This is a genomic window from Blautia sp. St.27G3, from assembly GCF_059728505.1.
The window spans coordinates 1,175,625-1,193,271 of record NZ_BAAGFO010000001.1; the positions used below are offsets into that span (position 1 = coordinate 1,175,625).

The window sequence follows — 17,647 nt, forward strand, 5'->3', positions numbered from 1 at the left end:
ACTTATCCCTGCCGCATATTTACTACGTGACTCCAGGTTCCGCTTTCAAGATAAGACGTTATCGTATCCCGCATCATACGATACGATACGTCAAAAATATCCGCGCTGGTGCCTGCCAGATGTGCCGTCAGCGTTACATTCTCCAAGGTATAGAACGGATGGCCTTCCGGGAGTGGTTCCTGATGAAATACATCGAGCGCCGCGCCGCCGATCTTCCTCTGCGTCAGCGCATCAATCAACGCCTGTTCCTCCACCAGCCCGGCACGCGCCGTATTGATCAAGCAGCACGTTGGTTTCATTTTTGCAAACTGCTCTGCTCCGATCATTCCCTTTGTCTCGTCCGTCAGACGGTAATGCACGGATATCACGTCGGAGCGTTCACACAGTTCATCCAGTTCTACCGGCTCGCAGCCCATCTCCCGGATTTTTTCCGCCCCAAGGTACGGATCAAACACCAACACCTCTGCATCAAATGCCTTCAGTATTTTTGCAACCCTGCTTCCCACCAGGCCACAACCGATCAGGCCAACTGCTTTTCCGGCAAGGTTCCAGGAATACGAATTATTCACAAAATCCACTTCAAAATTGTGATTGCGTATCCGGTTGTGGGAACGTGCGATGTTTTTCATCTCTGCAATCATCATGCCGATTGTAAATTCTGAAACAGGCACAGCCAGACGTCCCGGAATATTTACAATTTTCACACCGCATTCATCTGCGGTTTTCAGATCCACATTTTCCACGCCGCTTCTCATAATACAAACGGCATCCAGATTTTTTGCCTGTCTCAGGGCCTTTGAGCTGACTGCGCTCAAATGCGATACAACGATATCAGCATCCTCCATGGCTTTTACCATGTCTTCATTTACCGGCAGACTGTCCGGGCCATGCTTTTCAAATTGCAGAAACATATTACTGAACGCATCGTGGTTCTGGATTTCCGGATGATCGTATACATACTCGATCTGAAATCCATATTTTTCAAATTCCTGAAACTGTCTCATTTTCTCACCGGCCACATAGTCGATGATCACTACCATTTTCTTCATATTATTCCTCCCTGCCTCATCCGATTATGCATCAAGCAGCGCAAACGTCGTCATCGCACGCTTCACATTTTCTTTCATCGCCTCGATCGCTTTAAGCGCAGCATCTGAATAAAACGGAACCTGTCCTTTTTCCAGGCTGTTTAAATATGCTACCATTGCATTTCCCGCAGCTTTGTCCATATACGTAAAGTAATTGATCTTGCGCACGCCTGCTCTGACTGCTTTATGAAAATCGCTGACGCTCACACCGGAACCTCCATGCATCACTACCGGAAGGTCGTCACACGCTTCGCGCACCTTTTCGACAACAGAGAAATCAAGCTTCGGCTCTGTAAGATAAAGACCATGTGTTGTCCCAAAGGAACAGGCCAGCGCGTCAATTCCCGTTTCTTCCATAAATTTCTTTGCCAGAACCGGGTCAGTATAGATTTTTGTCTCATCATTCACACCGGTTCCTTCTCCGCTTCCGTCCTCACGGCGTCCCATACTTCCAAGCTCTGCCTCAACGTAAGCGCCTGCTTTTCTTGCCATTTCAACCGCTTTTTTCGTGTTTGCCACATTCTCTTCATACGGAAGCGTAGAGCCGTCATACATCACGCCAGTAAAACCAAGATCCAGCGCTTTCTGTAAAAATGCAAGATCCTCGCCATGGTCCAGATGCACACATACAGGAACGCGGGCATTTTTTGCATAAGTCACCATAACTGGTCCGATCTCTTCCAGGCGGATATGCGTTTCATGTCCCTGTGCAAACTGAATAATAACCGGAAGATTAAGCTCCTCGGCTGCTGCAATTTCTGCCTGAATACTCTCGAGATTCGGAACATTAAACGCCCCAACCGCAATCTTTCTTTCCTCCGCAATTGCAAGAATTTGTTTTAAAGTAACTAACATTTCTCTCCTCCTCTGTCACTTGCTGTCATTTGACCGCTCCCATCGTAAGTCCGCTGACCAGGTGATCTCTGACCAGGACTCCCATAATAATAACAGGAAGCGCAACCATCATACCTGCCGCCGCAATCTCGCCCCACCGGATTCCTTCAAATGAAATAAATCCGGTAATCGAAATGGGCGCTGTCTTGGTCCGGTATCCGCTCAAAATAAGCGCCATCAAAAACTCATTCCATACTGTAATAAAGCAAAGAATTCCTGTTGCAGCAATGCCGCCCTTCATGACCGGAACATCCACCTTAAAAAATGCTTTTAGCCTTGTCGCCCCGTCAATCCGTGCAGCCTCCTCAAGTTCAATCGGTACGCCTTCGACAAATCCTTTTGTCATCCAAACCGTAAAGGCAAGGTTGAACATCAGATATACAATGATTAATCCAAAATGAGTATCCTGCAAATGCAGATTTTTATAAATCATATAATATGGGATCGCCACCAAAATCGGCGGAGCCATCTTTGTAGATAAAAGCCACATCATGATTCCCTTTTTCTTGGGTATTGGAAATCTTGCCAACGCATAGGCCATCGGTATTCCCAAAAACAGCGCTAAAAACACTGTTGAAAAAGAAATCAGCGCACTGTTCAGATAACTCCTCATAAATGACTCTGCGCCCAAAATCAGCTTAATATTTTCCAGAGTCGGCGTAAATATCCACTTTGGAGGGACTGCAAAAGCATCGACCCTCGTCTTAAAAGCCGTCGTTACCAGCCAATAGATCGGATACGCACAAATGACTGCACAAACCCAAATAAATACATTCGTAACAACAGACAATACCTGTTCTTTTCGTTTTTTTCCCATGGTCTATTCTCCTTCCGGTTCCCGCAAAAGTATTTTTTTGCCGAATGTATTGCAGATTACCATAACAATCAGCAGCATCACGATACACAGTGCGGATGCATAGCCCACATCCAGGAATTTAAAATTATTCATGTACGCATAATAGCTCAGTGTTTCGGTAGAAACTCCGGGGCCTCCCCCTGTCATTACATATACCGTATCCATCCATTTAAACAAATCCATAAATCGGAAAATCACGGCAATATTCACTGCGGAGCGCATAAGTGGGAAGGTGATATAACGGAAGGTCTGCCACCGGCTTGCTCCGTCTACTCGCGCCGCCTCATACGGCTCCTGTGGAAGTGCCTGCAATCCAGACAAAAGAATCAGCGCAACATAAGGCGTCCATTCCCATATATCCACAATAATCATAGCCGGAAGCGCTGTGTTCCGGTACGAAAGCATATCCGGCACCGGAAGATTCAGCAGTGATAAGAAATAAGACAGATTCCCGAACTGAGGATCATAAAACATCTTCCAAAAGAGTGCCACTACAACCGGGGTAATAATCATCGGAAGTAAAATAGCAGTCTGCGCTACCCCTTTTAATTTTATTTTTTTTGAAAGACCCAGGGCAATCAGCATTCCCAAAATAAGCTCTGCCGCCAGGCTGATCAGTGCAAAACACAGTGTTACTTTCAGGGAATTCCAGAATCGCTCATCCTGGAACAGTTCTATGTAATTCTGAAGAAAAATAAATTTCTTGTCTCTTAACTTTCCCAGATTGTAATAATGCAGGCTCAGGTAAAGCGCGTACACCGTAGGAATAATGGTAATCAGCAAAAGTATGATTCTTCCCGGATAATACAAAAGTTTCCATGAATCAGGGCTTTCCAGAGTAACAAATTTTATGAATTTTTTCTTTCGATCCATTTCCTCTCGCCTTTCCTTCTGAAGCAAAGGCCCCGCAAATTTTCATTACGGAGCCTTTGCTTTCCCGGTATTATTTATTGAACATTTCGTAATCCGGATATTTCAGATCCTTGAAGTTCTCCTGTACCTTATCAAATTCTGCCTGCGCATCGTCACCCTGCATTACGTTGCTGAGTGCAGTTGCAATACCGTCTCCAAGCTCCAGCCATTCAACGATTCTCGGACGATAGTCTGCCGGACAGGTAGACAGCGCTTCGATTGTCGTTGCAACCCACTGACCGTCTGCGTAGTTGTATTTCTCATTAAACTCGTCTGAATTCATAACACTGATTCTTGTCGGATCACAACGGTCGCCATTCAGACAGGAAGCAAGCTGACTGTCCTTGTTCAGTGCCCACTGGATAAACTCCCAGCCCGCATCTTTGTGCTGTGCCTCTGTCGGAATCGCAAAACCGCTTGCCACGGTCCAGCCAATCGCCATGCCGTCCGGAATGACGCTATATCCAACCTTTCCAACGATAGTAGATTTCTCCGGATTCTCCAGTCTGGAAGCGAAGTTTGTCGCATCAATACACATTGCAACCTTGCCCTGCTGTATTGCCAGCTGACACTGGTCCCAGTTAAAGCTTTCCACGCCGCTTACACTGTGGTTCTTCAGAAGATCTGCATAATATTCCGCTGCCTTTACTGCTGCCTCTGAATTTACTGCCAGATTTCCGTCCGCATCAAACCAGTCTCCGCCCATTTCCAGGAACATACCTGTCCACGGCATTACGTTCATTCCATGTCCTTTTGCACCTCTGTATACGATAGCCGGAATACCAGCCGCATCCAGTTTTGCCACTGCCTCATCGAACTCTTCCTTCGTCTTCGGAGCGCCCTCAATGCCTGCCTGCTCGAACATTTCCGTATTATACATCAACATGGAACTCTCTCCGTAGATCGGCATTCCATAAAGTTTTCCCTGATAAGAAAGGCTGTTCAGATAACCCGGCATAAAATCATCAATATCATATCCCGTTTTCTCCACATACGGTCCAAGTTCCTCAATCCATCCGGCATCTGCAAACTGCGCCGTATACATCAGGTCAAACATGATCACGTCATAATCGGAAGATCCTGCTGCCAGAGCAATCTGCGTCTTATCAAACATTTCTTCCTGCGGCATAACCTCAAGCTCTACGTCAATACCCGTCATCTCCTCAAACTGCGGCAGAAGCTCCTGAATACTGTCTGTAGTTGTGTGAGCCTGCATAATCACACGAATGGTTTCTCCATCATACGGTTTTTCCTCACTGGCATACGCCGGAATTACAGTTCCCACAGCCATAGAACCAAGCAGCAAACCTGCAAGAGCCTTTTTCGTTGTTCTTCTCATATAAACCTCCTATACATTATGAATGATTGATTATCTCTGATTAATATCGATATTAATTATAGTTGTATTGTAATGTATTGTTATCTATATGTCAATACATTACAATACAACTATGTCTATATTCTACACAATCAACAATTTTCTACATCTATTTTTATGCTATTTCAACATACCTCCAGCATTTATATGCCTCTGTCATTCACCAGTCAGCGCTGCAATTGAAGCACAGGCCAGAACCACCCCCTGTGAGGCCGCCGTCGAATAACAACCCTCTTGCAAATCCCCCCTGTTTCAGGTATACTCTTGCTGTTTCCTGTATTTATGCGCAGCGTACAGATCAGCCGCCCGCGCAGTACAACTTTTTACCACGGAGAATTCATAATGAGTATTTTAAATGTTGAAAACCTTTCTCACGGCTTTGGCGACAGAGCCATTTTTCATAATGTTTCCTTCCGCCTGCTCAAAGGCGAACACATTGGCCTGATCGGAGCAAACGGCGAAGGCAAATCTACATTCATGAATATCATCACCGGTAAACTGATGCCGGATGAAGGAAAGATTGAATGGGCCAAACATATCCGCGTCGGCTATCTGGATCAGCATACTGTGCTCGAAAAAGGCATGACAATCCGCCAGGTTCTCACCTCCGCGTTTGATTTCCTGCTCGAAATGGAACAGAACTTAAACGCACTCTACGAAAAAATGGGGGAAGCAGACCCGGATACCTTACAAAATCTGATGGAAGAAGCCGGCACACTTCAGGATCTTCTGACCGTGCATGACTTTTATATGATTGACGCCAAAGTAGAAGAAGTAGGCCGCGCACTCGGATTGTCTGAAATCGGACTGGACCGTGATGTCTCCGAGCTCTCCGGCGGACAGCGCACAAAAACACTGCTCGGAAAACTGCTTCTGGAAAAACCGGACATCCTCCTTCTGGACGAGCCTACGAACTATCTTGACCAGGAACACATCGAATGGCTGAAACGTTATCTGAATGATTACGAAAATGCTTTTATCCTGATTTCCCATGATATCCCGTTCCTGAACAGTGTCATCAATCTGATCTACCATATGGATCATCAGGAACTCAACCGCTACGTTGGGGATTATAACAAGTTCCAGGAAGTATATGCCATGAAACAGGCGCAGCTGGAGGCCGCGCACAACCGCCAGCAAAAGGAAATTGCGGACCTGAAGGATTTTGTTGCGCGCAACAAGGCCCGCGTCGCCACGCGAAACATGGCAATGGCCCGTCAGAAAAAGCTCGACAAAATGGATATCATCGAACTTGCAGCTGAAAGACCAAAGCCGGAATTTCATTTTCTGGAAGCGCGCACGCCTGGCCGGTATCTTTTCCAGACGCGCGATCTCGTCATCGGATATGACGAACCACTCTCCGCTCCTTTAAATCTGCAAATGGAGCGCGGCCAGAAAATCGTACTTACCGGCTCCAACGGCATCGGAAAAACCACGCTGTTAAAAAGCCTCCTAGGTCTGACCGCCCCGCTCTCGGGCCTTGTTGAACAGGGCGATTACCTGGAAATCGGCTACTTCGAACAGGAAATGCCAAAGGACATCGCGACCACCTGTATCGAAGAAATCTGGCAGGAATTTCCTTCCTACACACAGTATCAGGTACGCTCGGCCCTTGCAAAATGCGGCCTGACAACGCAGCACATTGAAAGCCGTGTCAAGGTGCTTTCCGGAGGAGAGCAGGCGAAGGTACGTCTGTGCAAACTGATCAACCGGCCTTCGAACCTTTTAATCCTTGACGAGCCGACTAACCATCTTGATGTCGACGCCAAGGCAGAACTGAAACGTGCACTGCTGGAATACAAAGGAAGTATTCTGATGGTCTGTCATGAACCCGAATTCTATGATGGACTTGCCACGGATGTCTGGGATGCCTCAAAATGGACCACCCGCGCTGTGTAATTGCTGTGTTGTAACATCAAAACAATGTTTATTGCCGACTTCCGGCACAAAAAATGCCCGCCAGGTTCTTTCACCTGACGGGCATCTGAAATTTCTGCTTTTCCTCTTTATTCGTCTTTCATCTTCGGACTGAAAATCCAGCTTGCAAGATATGAAAAAATCAAAGCAGCGCTGATTCCGATTGCTCCGGCTTTAAAGCCTCCCTGGAAAAGCCCCAGAAGACCGTTATCATCTACTGCCTCCTTTACGCCTTTCCACAGAGTATTTCCAAATCCAAGAAGCGGCACGGACGCACCGGCACCGGCAAAATCAAGGAACGGTTCATAAACTCCGACTGCGCCAAGCACTGCACCAAGGCAAACAAGGATTACCATCACACGTCCCGGCAGCAAGGTTGTCTTTTCCAATAAGATCTGAACCAGCGCACAAATCAAACCGCCGACCCAGAATGCATTTACATAATCCATCTTACATTTCCTCCAAACTTATAATTACAGATACTTCCGGAGAATCCGGCACGTATTTCTGCATCTGCCCCTCTCAAAGATACCGGCTCAGCAGTGCTCCAACACTACGCCGTGTGCAATTCCCGGAATTGTCTGCCCCTCATTGAAACTGACCTTTGAGAGCAGTGCGCCAGTCGGCACAAACAGTACCCGTTTCCAAATTCCCTTTCGGATTTTGGGCAGAATCATAGCTGCCAGGACAACCGCCGCGCAGCCGCAGCCGCTTCCGCCTGCATGTGTATCCTGCTTCTCACTGTCATAAACCTCAATTCCGCAGTCCATATGCTGCTGTGAGATATCAAATCCTCTTTCCTTCAGCAAATCAATTACGATTCTCTGGCCTACCGTTCCCAGATCGCCTGTTATGATTTTATCGTAATCTCCTGGCTGACGGTTAAAATCCATAAAGTTCTGATAGATCGTATCACTTGCCGCCGGCGCCATGCACGCCCCCATATTCATGTTGTCCTTTACGCCCATATCGACAATCTTTCCGGGTGTCACGCCTGCAACCTTCACATGTCCGCCCTTGGGGGCAAGTACAAAGGCTCCGCTTCCGGTAACGGTCCAGGTAGCTGATAGGGGACGCTGATTCCCATACCCCTGGGGAAATCGGAACTCCTTTTCTGCACTCCCGAAATGGCTTGACGTCAGAGCAGCCGCATAATCCGCATAGCCTGCAGCGACAGTCATTGCGGCAAGTGCCAGAGATTCCCCGCAGGTCGAACATGCGCCGTACAACCCAAACAGCGGAATCTGTGCGTCTCCATTTCCAAATGAAGTGGCAATCAGCTGTGCGAGCAAATCCCCGCCAAACAGATAACGCACCTGCTGCGTCATAAGCTGCGCCTTCCCGATTGCCAGCTGCAAAGCCTCCTTTTGCAGAGTACTCTCAGCCTTTTCCCAGGTATCCTCGCCAAGCTGTGCATCCGGCGCCACCAGATCAAACCATTCCCCTAAGGGACCTTCCCCCTCTTTCGGTCCTACTACCGAAGCACTGCTGATGATATGCGGGGCATTTTGAAATTCAATACTCTGTTGTCCGATTGTTTGATCCACTGCCATAATTTCCCTCCTGCTACGTTTTCTGGCAATAGTATCCCCACTTTTTCTTCTTTTATACAAAAACCACCGCAACCTGACGCTGCAAACGGTCAGCCTTACGGTGGTCTGTCATTTTTGATTTATTTTTCCGGACAAATTTCTGCGATCTTCGCCTCAATCCGCACCTTTACGCATGCTGCCAGCTCTGTCGTCTTCATGTCCTGATACGCCTCGTACGGAATCGGTTCCAGGAAATGAACCTGTACCTTCTGTTTTTTAATCGAACCAGTATCAAACGCTTTATACGAGTCAATCAGAGCAACCGGAACAACCGGACATTTTGCCTTCATCGCAGCCTTGAAACTTCCTCCCTTAAACTCCAACAGATGATTTCCTTCTCTGCTGCGGGTGCCCTCCGGAAAAATAATAAAATTCCGGCCCTTTTTGAGCTGCTCTGCCATTTCCAGAATCACCTTCATTCCCTGCCGTACGTCAGAACGGTCAATTTCCAACGCTCCAAGGCAGGCAAACACCTGTTTCAGAAAAGGAATCCCGGATAGCTCTTTTTTCGATACAATCGAAACCGGCCTTGTCATCAGCTGCAAAATAGCCAGTGCATCAAACATCCCCTGATGATTCGGACAGAGCAAAAATCCGTCCTCCCCGGGCAGATTTTCCATCCCATGACCATCAATCTCAACCCTGCCGCCCTTCACGGCCCGGTTATCAATCTGCTTGATCAGTGCAAAACGTTCTTCCAGTGTATACTGCTCCGGATGCGCGGAAACACGCAAAAGCCGAAAAATCCCATACGGCACATACCACAGGTTCATCAATACCATCCATATAATCCTTTTCATCTGAACTCTTCTCCTTCATTACAACTCAAATAATTTCAGAAGCCCGGAAAAACTGGGGATCACTTCTGCTGCACAATCTACTTTTCCATATCCGTAAGACGCATGGATAAACACAACTCCGGCCGCTTTCGCCGCATCACAGTCTCCCTGCGTATCTCCCACATAAACAGGCGCAAGAAAATGATTTCTCTGTACAAGCAGACTGATGTTTTCTCCCTTTTCCTTTTTCGTATTTCCATAGCATTCCGTATCCATAATGTATGGCCCAAGCCCTGTCTTTTCTAAAAACAGCTCAATATACCCTGACTGACAGTTGCTCACAATACAGACAGGTAATCGCTCGGATAACGCCTGAATACAAGAAATAACACCGGGATAACAAATGGCACAAGTATCTTGTCTGAGCGCCTCATGCTCATATGCACAGCAACGCTCCATAAGCTCTGTCCGCTGTTGATCAGGAAGATCCGGAAACAACTCCTCTGCAATCACCTGCATCGTCTTTCCAAACAATTCCTTCAGCCGATCCGGCGTCACCACATAATCAGAAAGACCGCTGTCAGAAACAGCCGCCTGCCAGGCACGCGCCACAATCGGAGTCGAATCCCACAAAGTTCCATCCACATCCAGGATCAGTGCATCCGTTTTTGCGTTAATCATACGTTCTCCTTTACACCAATGATACAAAAAGGCCTCCCATCCTTTGATGAGAGACCCATCTGCTGTTTATTTGAGATTCCGATCAGTGTCCGGACACCGATGTCGCATACAGATCTCCTGTAGGCGATGTGCCGGAATAATCCACCGTCGCCGTAATATAAAGTCCGCTGTACAGTCCGTTTGACGTATTCAGAGAAGCATCCGTATAATTGATCGTATATGTATTCCCGTCATCGCCCTGAACCGTAATTGTGTTGGTCCCTGCTTCAACTACCGTACCGCTGATCGTTCCCGTACCGGATGTCTGACCGCCTCCGTTGCCATTTCCGCCGTTACCATCACCATTTCCGTTGCCATTTCCACCGCTGCTGCCTGGATCTGAAGCGCTGATATAGGCCTTGGAAATATACCCCGTCGAACCATTTACAGAAACTACAAACCAGTTGTCAGTCTCACCGATGACACTAACCTCAGTCCCGCCATTCACAGTACTCACAACACCACTGCTCGTACCAGGCTGCACACGGAGATTTACATCCGTCGTCGTATAGTACGTATAACCGGCGCCATAATCCACGTAACTGTTCAACTCTGCGGTTATTTTGGTCGAATCAGAAACCTGACTGTCCGTCTGTGTCGTCTCCGATTGATCCGCCGGCGGATTATAAACAAGAAACGCTTTATTAATATAACCGATATTGCCGTTTATATTTACCTTGAACCACTGGGAAGTCTCACCTACTACAGTTACCTTATCGCCCTTTTGCAGAGATCCGATTTTGTTTGCTTCCGTGCTCGGCTGCTGACGGATATTCACAAGTTCAGATGCATACAAATCCGTACCGGCGCCATACTCTGTCAGCGTCTTCAACTCGTTGTCCGCGCTGTTGCCGCTTTCTGACTGCGTCTGGCTTTCACTGTTTTTGTTTACCACTGTTCCCGGCAATGCACTGAACGTTCCGTTCCGAAGTACGGTGAAGCTTTCGACTGATTTCTGTACCGCATCCAGCAGAACTTTATTTGCCTCAAGCACGGTACCCGTAATCACGTATGCCTCATTCTTTCCCATAATACCGTAGGTAACGGAATAAGCCCACATGCTCGTTGCATTGTACTTGACCACATATTCGTACGTATCAAGCGTAGCAGAACTGAGCTTTTCAAACTCTACGACCTCAAAAGCATTTGCATCCGGATACTGTTTGGTAAGACTCTCCTTCAGCGCATTCTCTGAAGTTGCTACGGACAGCTTTTTCATCGCCGATGCATCCGCTGCATGAACGATATTGATCATTGCCGCATTTCCGGAAGAAAACACACGCATCTCATCCACATCCTGCGTCACTTTCCAGGTACTGTCTGGCAGTGTAATACGGATGGTCTTATCCTGTGATGTGTATGCGACATTTGTCTTCATCTCCGTCTCTTTCTCGGTCTCTTTTTCAGTCGCTGGCTCTGGTACCTTCTCTGTCACCTTTTCCGACTGCTTCTGCGTCTCAGTCTGCACAGGCGTTTCTTCCTGGCCGACCATACCACAGCCTGTAGAGAGGCCTCCTATCACCAGTGACACTGCCAGAGATAATGCCGCAATCCTCACTCTTCTGTTCAACATGTCACACCCTCCATTTCATACTTGCTCCCACACCAAATACCTGCTGCCCGCCATCCGGTCTGGCAGATATTGCGTTTGTTCCTGCCCTCCCTTCCAGAACAGAAACACAAAAAACAGGTATTGCATCAATACCATATTTTCAATCATACCACGCATTTACGATTCCTGCAAGTCACACAATGATAATTCACATTTTAGATAAAGTAATGTCAAACTTTCGTAATACGTCAAATTTTTCCTTAAGCGATACCTCCAAGCTCCTGGTACAGACGCTTTGCGTAGCTGTCTGTCATCCCGCAAACATAATCTGTTACCAGCATCAGACGCAGATACAGACGCTCTGCTTCGGATTTTCCACAAGCGCATGCGTGATACGCCTGCTTGTAATTTTCAGAAATCAGAGACATAAACTTCTCCTCCACATCCCGCTGTGGCACCTGCGTATCATAGTACAGAGCAGCCGGAATAAAATGATTCAGATGAAAATTCAAAACCGCATCTGCTGCAATCTCCAGCTTAAAAATCGGACTCGAAACAAACGCGTACCGATAGGCCACATCGCCCAGCCATTTCATAAGTCCCTTCGCGTGCGTAAATTCGAACAAATCATAGCGATACGTTCCCTCCATGATCGCCTGATAATGATTCAGAAAGCCATACGTTGCACACGCAATCAAAACTCCCTGAACGCGCACAAGGAAATTCTGAACAGCAAACTCCTCTTTATCTTGTATATGCCGTTTCTCTGCAGTTGTATACTTGTCCCGCAGAATCTGCGCCGCATTAAAAAAGCTGAGCTCCTTTTCGGAAGCCTGCTGCTCATATTTTTCCAATTCCATCAAAAGCGCAGCATAGGATATGCAGCCTTTTTTAAATGCATCCTCAATATCAGCTGTCTTATACGCAATATCATCCGCCGCCTCCAGTATAAATGTCAGCGGATGGCGCTTACCTGTGGTCCCGCAGGCGCAGGAAATTTTTTCATAAAGCTCCTGCTCTGCAAAAAAATATCCCATTTTTTTATCCTTAATGTCACCACTGTGCGGATGAATGGCGGTCGAAGGCCCCGGATATTTTACAATGGTATTGAGCAGCGCATACGTCAGATTCATCCCATTTTCATCGACCAGAAAATGCAGCTTAGACAGCAGACGCAGGGCCTGGGCATTTCCTTCAAAATTATAAAAATCTGCAAGCATCTGCTTCGACAAAAGTTTTGTCACCTGCTGCCCCTGAAAGGAAAGCTTCGGCAGATTCCACTTAAACCACTCTCGGATTGCAGACTCTCCGAAATGGCCAAACGGAGGATTCCCGATATCGTGAACCAGGCCTGCACACTGCAAAATATTGCAGACGTCCTCCTTCATATGCCAGTCAAACCTGTCATCACGGCCATTTTGCAGAATATCCTGACAAATATTCTGTCCCAGAGATTTCGCAATCGAAGATACCTCCAGCGAATGCGTGAGCCTTGTGCGGATAAAATCACTTTGGTCCAGCGGAAACACCTGTGTTTTATCCTGCAAACGCCGAAACGAGGCACTGACAATAATCCTGTGATAGTCTTTTTCAAATTCACTCCGCAAATCCCGTCCCCCTGACGAGCGCGACACAGTGGACCGCGCGCGCTGCGGACATAACAGTGTTTTCCAATCCATTCTTTTGTTCCCTCCATGTATGCGCTGCCCCGCAAACCACACCTATTTCCCAATTCAGCGCAAAATCCCATTTTCTAATTAACCTCTCCCGGAAAATCTCCGACGAATTTCAGCCTCAGCCTCCCGCAGTCTTCTGTCCAGCTCCCCGCCCGCTCCGAGCAGACGTTGAAACTCCCGGTATTCATCCCCCAATCCTCCACCGTGCAGAACCCTATATGCACCGGCGTCACTTCCAAGCGCAATCCGGGCGCCAAGCGCATACCCGCGCCGGATATTTTCTCCCTGCTGCTCTTTCAAGCGCCCCAGCGAAGCATCTTCAAATCTTCCACTGCCAATCAGGTTCGTGATCGTCACATAGGTCGGCACCCACACCGCCTGACTTTGAGCCAGCGCCTGCAGGCAATCGTCATCCATGAAGTTCCCGTGCTCTACCGAATCCACACCTGCTTCCACTGCGTCAAGAACAGCTCTGGCACCGTTCACATGTGCCATCACTGCAAATCCTTCCTCATGTGCGATATGAATCATCTCACGAATTTCTTCCCGGCAAAGCGGCTCCTCTGTCAGCTCCCCTTCCCTGTCAAAATCCATGATTCCGGAAAACATTACTTTGATAAAGTTCGCACCCTCCAGCGCTGCCTGCCTCACCAGCCTGGCATACGCTCTCATATCATCATACCCACGGCCCACAATTCTGCCATAATGACCGTTTTTATGAATGGCAAATACCGGTGATGCATATGTAATACCGTACTCCGGTGCAAGCTGCGCAGCCTTTTGGGAAACTCCCAGCACATCTCCGCCTTCTCTTACAAACCGGATTCCAGCAGCCTGATACTGCTTCAGTTTTTCCCTGATATCCGCCTCCTGTACGCCATTTTGATGCAAAGCAACGGCTGCACGATAGTTTTTCCCATCCATAAAAAGGTGCGCATGGCACTCTCCAAACACGATCATCCCTCCTGTACCAATATCATTTTCCCATGTTGCAACAGGCTTTTCCAAAACTGAAAAAGCATATTTTTTTTGATTATATTACGAAAATCTCAAAAAAGCAAACAGTGAGGCTGCCACAAGCTTTGCACTGTGCGGCAGCCTCACTGATGAGAGCTTTCATAATTTTAATATTACTGTTTTTCTGTTTTCTTCTGAATCTCACCCAGCACCTTCATTGTATTTTCAAACGTGCTGTTCAGCGGATACAAATCGGCCTGCCAGGAAACCTGGTCTGTTGTAAAACGCAGATAATTCTCAGACGCCCAGATATCTCGCCAGGATGCCTGCTTCAGATCTTTGCAATATGCCTGCACCACCCGCTCCTGATCACCTGCCGGCACATCAATATAGATATATTCGTCCGTTCCATAAAACGCACGTTCTATGATGTCGTCTGTATCTACCTCTTCTGTCAGATACAAACCTGCCTGCATCACAGTTCTTCTGATATCCTCCGCGTTCCAGGTGAGAATCGGAAAATACCGTTCCCGGAATTTCTGATCTTTGATCAATTCATCCATAACATCCAGATAAAGCTTTTCCTCCACCGGATACATGCGATACACTTCTTTTCCGCTTTTCGTGCGGTATTTCAAGCTGATGTATATGCTTTTATCATGTATACCATTTTGTATGTTGGACACGCCGGATTCCGCCAGCCGGTACAGTCCTTCAAAGTCATCCATTTCCAGATAATCCAGGGCATCCTTTCTGGAATCTCCGCTCGGGCGATATGTTCCTGTCACTTTCGGATAGTGGATATTCAGCCGCGTCTCTCGTACAGACATTGCTGCAAGCTCCTCTTTTGCCGGTAAATATGTGTTATATCCCATCAGATCAAAACGCATGGAAAAAAACAAAATGGCGCCAATCACAAAGGTAGCTACAAGATATCCTTTTTTCTGTAAAACCATGCGGATATCCCAGCGATAAATAAATTCTATGATTATGCAGGATAATCCCCCAAATAAAAGAAGGAAAACCGCCTCCCACACTACGGACTCAAACAGCTCATACGCAATCAGAGCCGCAAATATAGCTACCGGAACACAGAGCATCAGCTTGATTATCCCTTCCGTCTTCTGAAAAGCCAGTGCATTTCCTGCCGCCTCTGTCTTTCTGATACGGTACAACATAAGCGAAATCACGGTCAGTACAGCGGCAAGCGCCAGAAGCTGACACATCCATCCCAGACTCGGTATATACCCAGTAAGTCCCTCTCTTCCTTCTGAAAATTGAGACAAACTGAACGCCCACGGAGAAGAACATTTTAAAATTTCTGTTTCCACTACACTGTAGCTATCCAGTTTCGTTGTCAGAAAAACAGAGTTCAATCCCACGATCAACAGCCAAATCATTGGAACATAGCCGCCCAAGACCCCAACTGCAAAAATCGTAGTCAGCATTTTCCCTGTCAGCATAATCGAGATCAGTACTCCGGAATAACTGCAAAGAAAAACCAGAATCCCCTCCAGAGACGCCACCGCCATCTCAAACAGAAACTGCCAGGAGAAAACTCCATAAAAAACACCGATTAAAATCGCAAGCACCTGGCAAACCAGATATGCGATACCAAAAGTAAGGGCACTGCTCACATAACGAATCGCAAACAGACTCTCTCTTTTAAGTGCCAGGCTGTGATACAGATCCAGCTTCACCGCAGAGTGAAGATAAGAAAATGCACACAATGCACATACACCTCCTGCAACCAGGATAAATAACAGATTTTCAAACCTTCCAAGCCCTACCTGTTTATTAAAAATATCCACGATATTAGAAGGTGATCCCTGGCTTACATTAGAGGAAGCCACTGACATCACCATAAGCACACGAAACGGAATCAGCAGCCCGAACACCAGTCCCCAGATAGCTGTAAGCCACGTCAGCTGGCGCATTTCACTGCGAATCAATTTAGAAAACGAGATTTTTGATGTCATATCCAGCCACCTCCGTCTCACTGATAAAAATTTCTTCCAAGGTCAGCGGCAGTATTTCGGAAAAGAGTGGCTGCTTCTCCTGAATTTTCATAAGAATTTCTTTATAATCTCCCCGGACTACAATCGTCAGCAACGATCCTCTCTTTTCATGCTGCAATACCTTAAGCTCCGCGAGTAACTCACTTTCCAGCTCTTCATCCGGAATCACACACTGAATCTTGTGAATTCCAAGCTTCATCTCATCGAGGTCCTTTGCAAACAGGATTCCGCCTTTGTGCAGAAGTCCTACGTGGTCACAGATATCCTCAATTTCCCGCAGGCTGTGAGATGCAATCACAGGTGTAAACTTACGGTTCAACAGCTCTGAAGCAAACAGACTTTTCACAGTCTGCCGCATAACCGGATCCAGACCGTCAAACGTCTCATCGCAAAACAGATACTCTGTATTTGCACAGATACCAAGCAGCACGGACACCTGCTTTTTCATTCCTTTCGAAAAGGTAGAGAGCTTCCGCCTCGGATCTAGTTCGAACTTGGAAATCAAGTCATCAAAACGTTTCACATCAAACTGCGGATATGCAATGCAATAATAATCTCTCATTACATTTGCCGTCGCATTCGGAAAAAACCATGCGGTATCCGGAATAAAACAGATCTTCTCTTTTGCCTGCGGATTTTCCCATACTGGCTTGTCATCCACCGTGACCTGCCCCTCATCTGCTTTCAGCACTCCGGAAACCACACGCAAAAGCGTACTCTTTCCGGCCCCGTTTGTGCCAACCAGACCAAAAATGCTGTTTTCATGGATCTGAGCATTTACGCAGTCCAAAGCCAGCAAGCCGTCAAACTTTTTGGTCACATCTTCAATCTTTATCATACTTTTTGCTCTTCTCCCTCCTGATAAAATATTGTTGCCCGCTCTACAAACGCATTACACGGAATCTTCAGTTCCTTCCCTTTTGCGACCAGCTCTCTCAGAGATACGAACACGCTATCCTGTTTTTTCTGCTTCAGTCCCTCATTTCCGGACACAAAGTTCCCCCGTCCCTTCACAGGATAGATATATCCCTCCTGCTCCAGAGCAGCATATGCTTTCTGGATCGTATTTGGATTGATAGACAGCTCCATGGCAAGCGCACGGACAGACGGCATCTGACTATCTGGCTCCAGCACACCGCTGACAATCAAAGTCTCAAAACATTCTACGATCTGTTCATAGATTGGCTTTCGGTTTTGCAGATCAATTCCAATCATATGCCCTCCTATTTTACATACGTACACACTACTAAGTGTACTATGAGTCTTAGTACACTTAGTTTATACTACAATCTTGTTTGCTTGTCAATT

At 47.0% G+C, this 17,647-nt stretch carries 16 protein-coding genes; 1 reads left to right on the top strand and 15 read right to left on the bottom strand.

Annotated features, from left to right (window positions below):
* Nucleotides 1-2 precede the first annotated feature (2 nt).
* From AC6I2O_RS05565 to AC6I2O_RS05585, 5 genes are all read right to left on the bottom strand, one after another.
* Entirely contained in the window at nt 3-1,049 is a 1,047-nt protein-coding gene (locus tag AC6I2O_RS05565; RefSeq protein ID WP_120390903.1) for a 2-hydroxyacid dehydrogenase, read from the bottom strand.
* A 24-nt stretch (nt 1,050-1,073) separates the two neighbouring features.
* A complete protein-coding gene (locus tag AC6I2O_RS05570; RefSeq protein WP_120390904.1) occupies nt 1,074-1,943 on the bottom strand; it encodes a class II fructose-bisphosphate aldolase in 870 nt (289 codons plus the stop codon).
* Nucleotides 1,944-1,968: 25 nt separating this feature from the next.
* Entirely contained in the window at nt 1,969-2,799 is an 831-nt protein-coding gene (locus AC6I2O_RS05575; RefSeq protein WP_120390905.1) for a carbohydrate ABC transporter permease, read from the bottom strand.
* A 3-nt stretch (nt 2,800-2,802) separates the two neighbouring features.
* Nucleotides 2,803-3,711: a carbohydrate ABC transporter permease gene (locus tag AC6I2O_RS05580; RefSeq protein ID WP_120390906.1), complete on the bottom strand. Its 909-nt coding sequence runs from the start codon at nt 3,709-3,711 to the stop codon at nt 2,803-2,805.
* Between the two features lie 70 nt (nt 3,712-3,781).
* The gene (locus tag AC6I2O_RS05585) at nt 3,782-5,089 is read right to left on the bottom strand and encodes an ABC transporter substrate-binding protein (protein WP_120390907.1); all 1,308 of its coding nucleotides are present in this window, start codon (nt 5,087-5,089) and stop codon (nt 3,782-3,784) included.
* Nucleotides 5,090-5,470: 381 nt separating this feature from the next.
* Here AC6I2O_RS05585 and AC6I2O_RS05590 point away from each other — a divergent pair, with 381 nt between their 5' ends.
* Nucleotides 5,471-7,027 carry an ABC-F family ATP-binding cassette domain-containing protein gene (locus AC6I2O_RS05590; RefSeq protein ID WP_497742061.1) on the top strand — a complete coding sequence of 519 codons (1,557 nt, stop codon included), beginning with the start codon at nt 5,471-5,473 and terminating at the stop codon, nt 7,025-7,027.
* Between the two features lie 107 nt (nt 7,028-7,134).
* On the opposite strand, the gene AC6I2O_RS05595 is transcribed toward AC6I2O_RS05590, so the two are convergent.
* The 10 genes from AC6I2O_RS05595 to AC6I2O_RS05640 all read right to left on the bottom strand — a co-directional run bounded on the left by AC6I2O_RS05595 (nt 7,135) and on the right by AC6I2O_RS05640 (nt 17,554).
* On the bottom strand, nt 7,135-7,494 hold the full coding sequence (locus AC6I2O_RS05595) for a SpoVA/SpoVAEb family sporulation membrane protein (protein WP_120390909.1): 360 nt from the start codon (nt 7,492-7,494) through the stop codon (nt 7,135-7,137).
* A gap of 87 nt (nt 7,495-7,581) precedes the next feature.
* Nucleotides 7,582-8,598, bottom strand: coding sequence for a stage V sporulation protein AD (spoVAD, locus tag AC6I2O_RS05600; protein WP_120390910.1), 1,017 nt, complete (start codon nt 8,596-8,598; stop codon nt 7,582-7,584).
* Between the two features lie 119 nt (nt 8,599-8,717).
* On the bottom strand, nt 8,718-9,437 hold the full coding sequence (locus AC6I2O_RS05605; protein ID WP_497742062.1) for a lysophospholipid acyltransferase family protein: 720 nt from the start codon (nt 9,435-9,437) through the stop codon (nt 8,718-8,720).
* Nucleotides 9,438-9,455: 18 nt separating this feature from the next.
* A complete protein-coding gene (locus AC6I2O_RS05610; RefSeq protein ID WP_120390912.1) occupies nt 9,456-10,097 on the bottom strand; it encodes an HAD family hydrolase in 642 nt (213 codons plus the stop codon).
* Nucleotides 10,098-10,179: 82 nt separating this feature from the next.
* Complete coding sequence (locus AC6I2O_RS05615; RefSeq protein ID WP_120390913.1) at nt 10,180-11,709, bottom strand: SH3 domain-containing protein; 1,530 nt, start codon at nt 11,707-11,709, stop codon at nt 10,180-10,182.
* A gap of 239 nt (nt 11,710-11,948) precedes the next feature.
* Entirely contained in the window at nt 11,949-13,367 is a 1,419-nt protein-coding gene (locus tag AC6I2O_RS05620; protein ID WP_120390914.1) for a deoxyguanosinetriphosphate triphosphohydrolase, read from the bottom strand.
* A gap of 78 nt (nt 13,368-13,445) precedes the next feature.
* A complete protein-coding gene (locus AC6I2O_RS05625) occupies nt 13,446-14,318 on the bottom strand; it encodes an amidohydrolase family protein (RefSeq protein ID WP_120390915.1) in 873 nt (290 codons plus the stop codon).
* Nucleotides 14,319-14,494: 176 nt separating this feature from the next.
* Complete coding sequence (locus AC6I2O_RS05630) at nt 14,495-16,300, bottom strand: DUF6449 domain-containing protein (RefSeq protein WP_120390916.1); 1,806 nt, start codon at nt 16,298-16,300, stop codon at nt 14,495-14,497.
* The gene (locus AC6I2O_RS05635; protein ID WP_120390917.1) at nt 16,275-17,177 is read right to left on the bottom strand and encodes an ABC transporter ATP-binding protein; all 903 of its coding nucleotides are present in this window, start codon (nt 17,175-17,177) and stop codon (nt 16,275-16,277) included. The genes AC6I2O_RS05630 and AC6I2O_RS05635 overlap by 26 nt, the downstream gene beginning before the upstream one ends.
* Entirely contained in the window at nt 17,174-17,554 is a 381-nt protein-coding gene (locus tag AC6I2O_RS05640; RefSeq protein ID WP_120390918.1) for a GntR family transcriptional regulator, read from the bottom strand. The genes AC6I2O_RS05635 and AC6I2O_RS05640 overlap by 4 nt, the downstream gene beginning before the upstream one ends.
* Between the last annotated feature and the right edge of the window lie 93 nt (nt 17,555-17,647).

Excerpts from the sequence above, each read along its gene's own strand:
- AC6I2O_RS05580 (WP_120390906.1), bottom strand. The coding sequence starts at position 3,711 with ATGGATCGAAAGAAAAAATTCATAAAATTTGTTACTCTGGAAAGCCCT.
- AC6I2O_RS05565 (WP_120390903.1), bottom strand. The coding sequence starts at position 1,049 with ATGAAGAAAATGGTAGTGATCATCGACTATGTGGCCGGTGAGAAAATG.
- AC6I2O_RS05610 (WP_120390912.1), bottom strand. The coding sequence starts at position 10,097 with ATGATTAACGCAAAAACGGATGCACTGATCCTGGATGTGGATGGAACT.
- AC6I2O_RS05595 (WP_120390909.1), bottom strand. The coding sequence starts at position 7,494 with ATGGATTATGTAAATGCATTCTGGGTCGGCGGTTTGATTTGTGCGCTG.
- AC6I2O_RS05630 (WP_120390916.1), bottom strand. The coding sequence starts at position 16,300 with ATGACATCAAAAATCTCGTTTTCTAAATTGATTCGCAGTGAAATGCGC.
- AC6I2O_RS05575 (WP_120390905.1), bottom strand. The coding sequence starts at position 2,799 with ATGGGAAAAAAACGAAAAGAACAGGTATTGTCTGTTGTTACGAATGTA.
- AC6I2O_RS05605 (WP_497742062.1), bottom strand. The coding sequence starts at position 9,437 with ATGAAAAGGATTATATGGATGGTATTGATGAACCTGTGGTATGTGCCG.
- AC6I2O_RS05640 (WP_120390918.1), bottom strand. The coding sequence starts at position 17,554 with ATGATTGGAATTGATCTGCAAAACCGAAAGCCAATCTATGAACAGATC.
- AC6I2O_RS05615 (WP_120390913.1), bottom strand. The coding sequence starts at position 11,709 with ATGTTGAACAGAAGAGTGAGGATTGCGGCATTATCTCTGGCAGTGTCA.
- AC6I2O_RS05635 (WP_120390917.1), bottom strand. The coding sequence starts at position 17,177 with ATGATAAAGATTGAAGATGTGACCAAAAAGTTTGACGGCTTGCTGGCT.
- AC6I2O_RS05570 (WP_120390904.1), bottom strand. The coding sequence starts at position 1,943 with ATGTTAGTTACTTTAAAACAAATTCTTGCAATTGCGGAGGAAAGAAAG.
- spoVAD (WP_120390910.1), bottom strand. The coding sequence starts at position 8,598 with ATGGCAGTGGATCAAACAATCGGACAACAGAGTATTGAATTTCAAAAT.
- AC6I2O_RS05620 (WP_120390914.1), bottom strand. The coding sequence starts at position 13,367 with ATGGATTGGAAAACACTGTTATGTCCGCAGCGCGCGCGGTCCACTGTG.
- AC6I2O_RS05590 (WP_497742061.1), top strand. The coding sequence starts at position 5,471 with ATGAGTATTTTAAATGTTGAAAACCTTTCTCACGGCTTTGGCGACAGA.
- AC6I2O_RS05585 (WP_120390907.1), bottom strand. The coding sequence starts at position 5,089 with ATGAGAAGAACAACGAAAAAGGCTCTTGCAGGTTTGCTGCTTGGTTCT.